The 5,988-nt window shown below is 59.1% G+C and carries 5 protein-coding genes and 2 pseudogenes; 3 read left to right on the top strand and 4 right to left on the bottom strand.

Annotated features, from left to right (window positions below; genetic code table 11):
* From H1Y01_RS13905 to H1Y01_RS13895, 3 genes and pseudogenes are all read right to left on the bottom strand, one after another.
* Positions 1–1,403: pseudogene (locus tag H1Y01_RS13905) on the bottom strand (hypothetical protein); the annotation flags it as partial.
* A gap of 7 nt (positions 1,404–1,410) precedes the next feature.
* Positions 1,411–2,553, bottom strand: a complete 1,143-nt coding sequence (locus tag H1Y01_RS13900; RefSeq protein ID WP_180541113.1) for an acyl-CoA dehydrogenase family protein — start codon at positions 2,551–2,553, stop codon at positions 1,411–1,413.
* Positions 2,554–2,600: 47 nt separating this feature from the next.
* Positions 2,601–3,803, bottom strand: a complete 1,203-nt coding sequence (locus tag H1Y01_RS13895; protein WP_180541112.1) for a Gfo/Idh/MocA family protein — start codon at positions 3,801–3,803, stop codon at positions 2,601–2,603.
* A gap of 117 nt (positions 3,804–3,920) precedes the next feature.
* On the opposite strand from H1Y01_RS13895, the gene H1Y01_RS13890 reads away from it, so the two are divergent.
* Positions 3,921–4,946, top strand: coding sequence for an alpha/beta hydrolase family protein (locus tag H1Y01_RS13890; RefSeq protein ID WP_180541111.1), 1,026 nt, complete (start codon positions 3,921–3,923; stop codon positions 4,944–4,946).
* A gap of 70 nt (positions 4,947–5,016) precedes the next feature.
* A complete protein-coding gene (locus H1Y01_RS13885; protein ID WP_180541110.1) occupies positions 5,017–5,232 on the top strand; it encodes a hypothetical protein in 216 nt (71 codons plus the stop codon).
* 5 nt (positions 5,233–5,237) lie between these two features.
* Here the strand turns inward: H1Y01_RS13885 and H1Y01_RS13880 are convergent, their stop codons facing one another.
* Positions 5,238–5,696, bottom strand: coding sequence for a hypothetical protein (locus H1Y01_RS13880; protein ID WP_180541109.1), 459 nt, complete (start codon positions 5,694–5,696; stop codon positions 5,238–5,240).
* A 59-nt stretch (positions 5,697–5,755) separates the two neighbouring features.
* On the opposite strand from H1Y01_RS13880, the pseudogene H1Y01_RS13875 reads away from it, so the two are divergent.
* Positions 5,756–5,988, top strand: a pseudogene (locus H1Y01_RS13875) (phosphopentomutase); the annotation flags it as partial.

Below are 5,988 nucleotides of genomic sequence, written 5' to 3'. Positions count from 1 at the left end.
CCGGGCGAGGACGCCAGATAGACAACGCCGTCGGCGAGGGGCAACTGCGCGGCAAGGTCGTGAACGCGCTCAAATGGGCGGCTGACGCGCTGTAAGGCGGGTATCGAGAATCCCACCGCAATCAGTTGCGCCCCGAGCAACGCGTACATCAGGATCGCGGGAGGACGCAGGCGCGTGATCGCAGCCGCGGCCAGAATCGCGACCGCGAACAAGGCTTCCACATAGTAGCGCTCGCCATTGGTGCTGCCTGAACCTTCAGGCTGAAGCAGTAAGAGTCCTGCGACTAACGGGAACAGGATCGCGAGAGATAAGACGCGGGGCCGGCGGCGCGATCTCCAGGCTTCCCAGGCGGCGAGAACAAATAGAAAGGGGAAAGTATTGGCGATAGTGGACTGAACGCTCCGTCGCGCAACCTTAGTCGCTGTGGATAGGATCGTGGCGGGATTGAAAGTGATCTCTTTCAGGTCGGTACCGCCGCGCGCGAAGGCGTAAGGGGAGACGCCAAACTGTCCGGTAATCGCGTGGTTGTAAGCCCGGAGCGCGAGATCCCCGAGAATCGCGAATGCCAAACCAATAGCGAGGACAGCGGCCAGGCGCCGAGGCTGCCCGCGAAGGAACATCGCCAGAGTTAGCCCTAAAGCCAGCGCTGCTTCAAATGTGGAGAAAGGCCGGGCCAGCAAGGCGACGACAACTAACGCGAACATACACGTGAAAGCTACCCAGCCGTGCGTTTCCAGCCCGATCGCAAGCAGGAGCCAGACGCCGGCGATGAGAACCGCGCAGAACAGATCCGACATGTCGCCTACTCCCTGCGCAAGCAGGAACGGCGAGAACGACATCAGTAGAACGGCCGTCGAAGCGCTAGCTTCATCGAACCACCGGCGGGCCAGTTTATAAGTTAGCCAGAGAAACGCGAGTAACAGTAGCGGATTGGCCAGCCATTGAAGATGGATCGCGCTGAACGGCGCTAAGAATAGCGGCCATCCAGGGTAGTACTTGGTGGTCCACTCGCTCGGCGTCAGGATATGTTGTTCAAAGTAGAGATCGCGCGGTGTCTTCGCGGGATTCGACACGGCTCCGGGCAAGGGTTCGGCGGTAAGATGGCCCGTCGCAAAGATGCGGGCCTGAAACCGATACGCGCTTTCATCGCTAACCAGGATCCCGCTGGACAAGCTATAACTTAGAACCGCGGCCACGATCGTCAAAGGAATCGCGGACGCAAACCACGGAGGGGGCGCCCACGTGGACTTACCGCGCGGTCCGCGACGTAAGGCCCAGACTAAGCAAGGCAAGAGAATGGCATACCGCGCGACAATCTCGAGCAGTTCGAACGAATGGACCTGATAGAGCGCCAGACCGGCGCAGATAACGGTGTAGAGCGCGACGCCGGCTAGCCAGAACATTATCGGATCAGTCTTTGAGTAACTGGCGCGCGATGACCAGCCGCTGGATTTCGCTAGTGCCTTCACCAATGGTGCAAAGCTTTACATCACGATAGAACTTCTCCACCGGATAATCTTTGATAAACCCGTAGCCGCCGTGAATCTGTACCGCTTCGTTGGCGATGCTTACGGCCGCTTCCGACGCGAATAACTTCGCCATGGCGGATTCACGCGTTACGCGCTTGCCGGCGTCGAGCATCGTTGCCGCGCGATAAGTCAGCAGGCGCGACGCATCGATCTCGGTCGCCATGTCGACTAACTTATGTTGAATCGCCTGGAACTCAGAGATCGGGCGATTGAACTGCTTGCGCTGCTTCGAGTACTTCAAGGCCGCGTCGTAAGCGCCTTGCGCCATGCCGATGGAAAGAGCGGCGATCGAGACGCGGCCGCCATCCAGAATACGCAGGCTGTCGATGAAGCCTTCGTTCAGTTGCCCGAGCATCTGCGTTGCAGGTAAGCGGCAGTTCGTGAAGATCACTTCTCCGGTTGCACTGGCGCGCAGCCCTAACTTGTTCTCTTTCTTGCCCACGCGAAAACCAGGTGTGTCTTTCTCGAAGAGAAACGCCGATATCCCATGCTGCGACGCCGCGCGATCCGTAACGGCCATGCCAACGCAGACATCGGCGTAATGGGCGTTGGTCGTGAAGGTCTTCGATCCGTTCACCACCCAGTCCTCGCCGGAACGCACGGCCGTGGTGCGCGTACCCGCCGCGTCCGAACCGGCTTCAGGTTCGGTAAGCGACCAGCAGCCGATCCACTCGCCCGTGGTTAGTCTGGGAAGATAGCGCTGCTTTTGTTCTTCGCTTCCGGCCTTATAGATGTGGTTACTACAAAGCGACGTGTGCGCGGCGACGATGATACCGACGGAGCCGTCCACGCGCGAGAGCTCCTCGATGATGATGGCGTACTCGACATAGCCGAGACCGGCGCCGCCGTACTCTTCGGGGAAGATAGCTCCCAGATATCCCAACTTACCCAGTTTCTTGACAACCTCCATGGGAAAGGTCTGGGCCTCATCCCATTCGAGGACGTGTGGCGCTATTTCGGTGGTTGCGAAATCGCGCACTTCGCGGCGCAGTTGTAACTGCTCCGGTGTGTACTCAAAATCCATCGTTGTTCTGTTCCTTTGTAGGGGCCTTTCGTAGAGTATCGGCCAGGTCAGACGATCTCTTCGCGCGCCGGATCCCAGCGCACCGTGCGGCCCTGAAGATAGCTTTCTACCGCCATGCGGCAGGCGATCGAAACGCGGTATCCGAGATCGAACGGACACGCAACCGGCGCGCCGCTGCGAATCGCGCTCACGAAGTTGCGCATGTGCGCCGCGGGCGCGGTGGGAGTCAGGCCCACGTTCTCGGGCAGATCCTTGCGGTTCACCTTCTGTGGCACGTAGCGAATCTGCTGGCCCCGCGAGATGGTTCCGTCGGTACCAAGCACATCTTCCGTGACGCCGAGTTCACTGTTGCCAAAACCGGAGTTCCAGGTAAAGAGGATTTCCTCGGGCTGCTCCATGGCGACCGACATCGTATCGGGAACTTCGCGGCCGTCTTTCCATAGATAAAGGCCGCCGGTCATGGTGACCGCCTTCGGGATTTGCAGGCCCATCACCTTGTACCAGAAGGCGACCTGATGGCACATGTTCTCGAAGACGTTCCCGCCCGAGTAATCCCAATAGAAGCGCCAGTTCACGAAACGATTAGCATCGAACGGGCGCATCGGCGCGCTGCCCAGGAACGACGGCCAAGCGACGGTTTCGGCGGTCATGTCCGGACTGACGGGCCGCGTCCACTGGGGCTTCGAATGCGGTGTATTGCGGAACATGTTGGCGTTAATCGCAGTGACCTTGCCGACGTTGCCGGAAGCGAAGAATTGCGAAGCGTCCGTTACATGGCCGGAGGAACACGCCTGGTGACCGATCTGCACCACGCGCCGACTGCCCGCGCGAGCATAGGCCGCGCGCATCCGCTTGGCATCATCCACGGTGAACGCCATCGTTTTTTCCTGGTACACGTGCTTGCCGGCGTCGAGAGCGGCGGTAAAGTGCTCGGCGTGAAGATGCTGCGGCGTGGCCACCAGGATCGCGTCAACCGACGCGTCGGCGCACATGCGCCGGTAATCCGAATACGTGCGCGCGGACGGAAACTCGGACGCGGCCGTGTCCAGTCGTTTGGAGTAGACATCGCAGAGTGCCGTGATTTCAGTTCCGGGGCACGCGGCTGCCTCACGAAGGATCTGCAATCCACGATCGCCCACACCGATAATGCCGATCCGAACGCGGTCGTTTGCGCCGAGCACGCCGGTCGTGGCAATGGAACCCGCAATGCCGGAAGCGACTTTACCGAGGAATATCCGGCGGGATTGCATAGTCTGTTTGATCGTACCAACTCACGAAAAGCAGCTGTAAGATCGATCACACCGCCCAGGCTTTTTGCAACCAATCGCAAGGATCTATGGACGTGATTTTGCGCGTAAAGTAATACGATGCGACTTACATCTAAACTCTCGCTAGCGCTGCTTTCGACAGGCGCTTTACTGGCGCAAACGATTACGCCCCCGCCCCAGCCGACGGCCGGGCCCGGCGGTTCCGATTCCCCGTTTGCTTCTTACTCGAGATCCACCAAGTTTTTGAATTCCTTGCAGACTTCGAATGGCTACTATATCTATCAACCGGAGCAGCCGCAACCCGCCACGGCGCCGGTTGCGCTTTTCATTCACGGTTACGACGGGAATACGACGAAGCCTTATGAGATCTGGATGCAGCACGTCGCGCAGATGGGTTACATCGTGATCTGGGTGGAGTACGATACTCTCACCAGTCCTAAAAAGTACGCCTCGGTTGTCTTCAAGGATTATCAGACAGCTTTGAAAACCATCACCTCCAATCCCGACACCTATGTGCAACCGGCTACCGACTCAAACGGAAACATTCTGAGTACTGTGTTCGGGCACTCGGCGGGCGCGACGCTTTCGTTCCAGGTGGCGGACATGGCTGCAATGGCCGGCAGTGGAGTCGCTCCCTTTAAGTCAATCGTGGCGGTGGAGACAGGAGAAGGCGCTATACCGGTCGACTTTGACGTTTCCGCGATCCCCGCGAGCACGCAGTTAGTGATGGTGGTTGGCGACGAGGATTCGCAAAACACCCGCTGCCTGGCATCCCAATTCTGGGGCGAAGTGACGCAGATTCCCGCGTCGAACCGGGACTTTCTGGAAGCCATCACAGATACTTACGGAACACCGCAGCAGATCGGAAATCACTGGTTTCCGCTAACGTCGAACGAACCGCACGACACGGCGGCCGTGGACGACCGCGATTACAACATTACCTGGAAGCTCAGCGTGGGCGACTTCAATTGCGCGATCTACGGCACCCAGTGTAACTACGGCCTGGGCCATGGCGGTTTCGACCAGATCACGATGGGCAACTGGAGCGACGGGACTCCTGTGAAGCCGCTGCTCTGGATTCAAGATCCGGTGAGCTACTTCGCCTCGCAGTGCGCGGGGAACTGATTGCGGCAGCAACTTCGGCGAGTCTTTCATACACTGGGGTTAGAGTTTTGCTGTCACCAGGGCGCCAGTCATGACCGATAACCAGCAGATCGCGCTCGCTATAGCTCCGACGGTTCTTCCGACACTCACCGTTCTGGTGGGTATTCTCGTAAGCAACCGTCAGATCGATGCGCTCCGGCAGGAGATGAATGCGCGGTTCGATGCTTCGAGCTCGCTGTTCACTGAACAATTGCGCCGCGTTGAAGAGGTTTTAGACGCGCGACTGAAGCACCTGGAAGAGCGCTAAGCCGGTTAGGTGCCCGAATCAGCCTTGGTTCGGGTACCTTTCAACGTGCCGTTGTACTCGGTAAACTCCCAGGTTCCCGTCATCGTGTCGCCGTCCAGCTTCCCCGACACTTTGAAAGGCGCGGTGGCTCCGACTTCCTCCGAAGTGAAAGGGAAGTTGAGCGTTAGCGTGCCATCTTTGAAAGTTCCGGCGACGTCGGATTTCGCCCATTTTCCGGTCACCTGGTCACCGTTCAACTGAAGATCGGCGTCGAGTTCGCGATCGCCGCCCGGCGTATCCAGCACAATATGCCAGTGGCCGGTCAATCCGGCGGAGGCAGGAGCGGCCGGTGCGGGCGCTTCTGCTGGAGGAGTCGCCGGCGCTTCCGCTGGAGGGGCCGCCGGCGCATCTTGTGCGCGAACGGGAGCTACGGAAACACCGAGTCCGCCGCAAACCAAAAGAGAAGTGAAGAAGAGTTTCGACATAAGAGTCCTTTCCGAAATCATCGCACGATTTTTGGCGGCTCTGCTACCCTCGTAGTCTTGTGTTCGCGCGCGTTATCTGGATCGTACTCGACAGCGTGGGGATTGGCTCCATGCCGGACTTTCAGTCTTACGGCGACGAACCGAGCGACACTTTGGGTAATATCGCGCGGCGGCGCGGTTTGAAGCTGCCCAATCTGGCCGCGATGGGGCTGTGGAATCTGAAGCCGGTCGAAGGCTTCGCGCCCGCTGCGCACCCGTCGGCCGCTTATGGGCGCTCCGCTCTTGCGTCGCC

Origin of the sequence: Nevskia soli (genome assembly GCF_903970205.1) — a bacterium.
In the GTDB taxonomy this organism is placed as follows: Bacteria; Acidobacteriota; Terriglobia; order Bryobacterales; family Bryobacteraceae; genus Bog-113.
Note: the sequence above shows the minus strand (reverse complement) of the source record. Positions and strands in the feature narration are given on the sequence as shown.

Excerpts from the sequence above, each read along its gene's own strand:
- H1Y01_RS13900 (WP_180541113.1), bottom strand. The coding sequence starts at position 2,553 with ATGGATTTTGAGTACACACCGGAGCAGTTACAACTGCGCCGCGAAGTG.
- H1Y01_RS13895 (WP_180541112.1), bottom strand. The coding sequence starts at position 3,803 with ATGCAATCCCGCCGGATATTCCTCGGTAAAGTCGCTTCCGGCATTGCG.
- H1Y01_RS13890 (WP_180541111.1), top strand. The coding sequence starts at position 3,921 with ATGCGACTTACATCTAAACTCTCGCTAGCGCTGCTTTCGACAGGCGCT.
- H1Y01_RS13885 (WP_180541110.1), top strand. The coding sequence starts at position 5,017 with ATGACCGATAACCAGCAGATCGCGCTCGCTATAGCTCCGACGGTTCTT.
- H1Y01_RS13880 (WP_180541109.1), bottom strand. The coding sequence starts at position 5,696 with ATGTCGAAACTCTTCTTCACTTCTCTTTTGGTTTGCGGCGGACTCGGT.